Raw genomic sequence first — 2928 nt, 5'->3', positions numbered from 1 at the left:
GGGCATGGCCCGGCGCTACCACGGGAGACCTGCCCCCCGTGGCGGGGAGGCCCCTCCCGTATTTCTTGACCGGGGTGCCTTCGGCATCGCTTAAGGTCCCCTCCCCCCGGGTCAGCGCCCGCACGGCCGGGGGGGGCGGGGGGCCGGGCGGGGGGGTTTGGGGCGGGCCCGCATCGCGGGGTGGGGCCGCGGCGGGGCTGGCCCGGCCGCTACCTGGGCTCCGCCCCGGCTACCCCCGATTCAGGCTGTTCAGGCAGAATCCCCCCATACCCTTCCAGGATCTGCCCATGCGCGTTCTGCTGCTTTCCTCCCTGCTGCTCACCGTCACCGCCTGTACCTGGGTGCCGATCGAACCGGCCGGCAAGGCGACCCGCGTACTGCCGGCAGGCCCCGTTCCCGCTGGCTGCATCGCCAAGGGCGAAGTGGTCGTCACCGTGAAGAGCAAGGTCGGCTTCTACAACCGCAACCCGCTGCGCGTGCAGGAAGAGCTGGAAACGCTGGCCCGCAACGAGGCCCCGAGCGCAGGTGCCAATGCCGTGCAGGCCGCTGCGGCCCCGGCCGATGGCAGCCAGCGCTTCGCCGCGTTCCAGTGCCCACCGCGCTGAACGCTTCACCATACGGCCAGCGCTGAATTCGTAAAGATGCGGTGAAGGCCCCCGGGGTTATAGAATAGCGCCCCCTTTTGCCTGAGCCTTGGCGCTAACCTCGATGCTCTTCAAGAATGTCTCGATCGCCGGCCTGGCACACGTCGACGCACCGCATACGCTGACCACCAAGGAAATCAACGAACGCCTGCAGCCGACGTTGGATCGCCTGGGCATCCGCACCGACGTGCTCGGCGATATCGCCGGCATCCACGCGCGCCGCCTGTGGGACAACGGCGTGCTGGCGTCCGACGCTGCCACCATGGCCGGCCGCAAGGCGCTGGAAGACGCTGGAATCGATGCGACGCAGGTGGGCCTGCTGGTCAATACCTCGGTCAGCCGCGACTACCTGGAGCCGTCCACCGCCTCCATCGTGTCGGGCAACCTTGGCGTCAGCGACGAATGCATGACCTTCGACGTCGCCAACGCCTGCCTGGCCTTCATCAACGGCATGGATATCGCCGCGCGCATGATCGAGCGCGGTGACATCGACTACGCGCTGGTGGTGGATGGCGAGACCGCCAACCTGGTGTACGAGAAGACGTTGGAGCGCATGACCGCTCCGGACGTCACCGCCGACGACTTCCGCAACGAACTGGCGGCCCTGACCACCGGTTCGGGTGCTGCCGCGATGGTGATGGCGCGCTCGGAGCTGGTGCCGGACGCGCCGCGCTACAAGGGTGGCGTCACCCGCTCGGCGACCGAGTGGAACCAGCTGTGCCTGGGCAACCTGGACCGCATGGTCACCGACACCCGCCTGCTGCTGATCGAAGGCATCAAGCTGGCACAGAAGACCTTCACCGCCGCCAAGATCGCACTCGGCTGGGCCGTGGAAGAGCTGGACCAGTTCGTGATCCACCAGGTGAGCCAGCCGCACACCGCTGCGTTCATCAAGAACTTCGGCATCGATCCGAAGAAGGTCATGACCATCTTCGGCGAGCACGGCAACATCGGCCCGGCCTCGGTGCCGATCGTGCTGAGCAAGCTCAAGCAGCTGGGCAAGCTGAAGAAGGGTGATCGCATCGCGCTTCTGGGCATTGGTTCCGGCCTGAACTGTTCGATGGCTGAAGTGGTCTGGTAAGCAGCCCGCTGCCCGACCTCCTGTAGAGCCGAGCCATGCTCGGCTCACGCGCACAGCGCGGTTCTTCCGCGGCCTGACCGGAGAGCCGCCGAGCATGGCTCGGCGCTACACCGCGCCGCGATTCTTCCAAGGTGCTCCGCATGCGCGATCTTCCCGGTTACCCCGCCCACCCGCAGCGCTTCGAAGTGCGCCCGGGCCTGTCGATGAACTATCTCGACGAAGGCCCGCGCGACGGCGAGGTAGTGGTGATGGTGCACGGCAATCCGTCGTGGAGCTATTACTGGCGCACGCTGGTGGCCGGCCTGTCGGACACCTACCGCTGCATCGTGCCGGACCATATCGGCATGGGCCTGTCGGACAAGCCTGATGACAGCCGCTACGAGTACACGCTGCAGTCGCGCGTGGACGACCTCGATGCGCTGCTCAAGCACCTGGGCATCACCGGACCGGTGACCCTAGCCGTGCACGACTGGGGCGGCATGATCGGTTTCGGCTGGGCGCTGTCGCACCACGACCAGGTCAAGCGCCTGGTGGTGCTCAACACCGCCGCGTTCCCGATGCCGGCGGCGAAGAAGATGCCGTGGCAGATCGCGCTGGGCCGTCACTGGAAGATCGGCGAGTGGATCATCCGCAGCTTCAACGCGTTCTCCTCCGGTGCCTCGTGGCTGGGCGTGGAGCGGAAGATGCCGGCCGAAGTGCGCCGCGCCTACGTGTCGCCGTACAACAGCTGGGCCAACCGCATCAGCACCATCCGTTTCATGCAGGACATCCCGCTGTCGCCGGCCGACAAGGCCTGGTCGCTGCTGGAACGCGCCGGCAAGGCGCTGCCGTCGTTCGCCGACCGTCCCGCCTTTCTCGGCTGGGGCCTGCGCGACTTCGTGTTCGACCATCATTTCCTGAAGGGCTTCCAGGCCGCGCTGCCGAAGGCCCAGGTACATGCGTTCGAGGACGCCGGGCATTACGTGCTGGAGGACAAGCACGAGGTGCTGGTGCCGGAAATCCGCGCGTTCCTGGACGCCAACCCGATCTGATCGGTGTGCCGACCAACGGTCGGCATCCACCCCTTCCTCTTCCGGTGGGTGCCGCCCGGGGGTGGGCCAACCCCGAGGGGTGTTGAGGGTGCCGGCCCGCCGCCCGCACAACCAATACGCGGCGGCCGGCGCCGGCGGCGGCGAGGCAGGGCTGTTGGCGGTGTCGTCCGGT

3 protein-coding genes are annotated in these 2928 nt (G+C 67.5%); all 3 read left to right on the top strand.

Annotated features, from left to right (window positions below; genetic code table 11):
* Positions 1 to 287 precede the first annotated feature (287 nt).
* Positions 288 to 605: a DUF4156 domain-containing protein gene (locus R5H29_RS13940; RefSeq protein WP_005407628.1), complete on the top strand. Its 318-nt coding sequence runs from the start codon at positions 288 to 290 to the stop codon at positions 603 to 605.
* Between the two features lie 103 nt (positions 606 to 708).
* Complete coding sequence (locus R5H29_RS13935; RefSeq protein WP_014035559.1) at positions 709 to 1725, top strand: 3-oxoacyl-ACP synthase III; 1017 nt, start codon at positions 709 to 711, stop codon at positions 1723 to 1725.
* A gap of 140 nt (positions 1726 to 1865) precedes the next feature.
* Positions 1866 to 2756, top strand: a complete 891-nt coding sequence (locus R5H29_RS13930; RefSeq protein ID WP_171953253.1) for an alpha/beta fold hydrolase — start codon at positions 1866 to 1868, stop codon at positions 2754 to 2756.
* Positions 2757 to 2928: the final 172 nt, after the last annotated feature.

The sequence above is a fragment of the Stenotrophomonas sp. A3_2 genome (assembly GCF_036624925.1).
In the GTDB taxonomy this organism is placed as follows: domain Bacteria; phylum Pseudomonadota; class Gammaproteobacteria; order Xanthomonadales; family Xanthomonadaceae; genus Stenotrophomonas; species Stenotrophomonas hibiscicola.
This window is presented reverse-complemented; position numbering and strand designations above follow the sequence as displayed.

What these genes read in the sequence shown, in the direction of transcription:
- R5H29_RS13940 (WP_005407628.1), top strand. Translation starts at nt 288, where the DNA reads ATGCGCGTTCTGCTGCTTTCCTCCCTGCTGCTCACCGTCACCGCCTGT.
- R5H29_RS13935 (WP_014035559.1), top strand. Translation starts at nt 709, where the DNA reads ATGCTCTTCAAGAATGTCTCGATCGCCGGCCTGGCACACGTCGACGCA.
- R5H29_RS13930 (WP_171953253.1), top strand. Translation starts at nt 1,866, where the DNA reads ATGCGCGATCTTCCCGGTTACCCCGCCCACCCGCAGCGCTTCGAAGTG.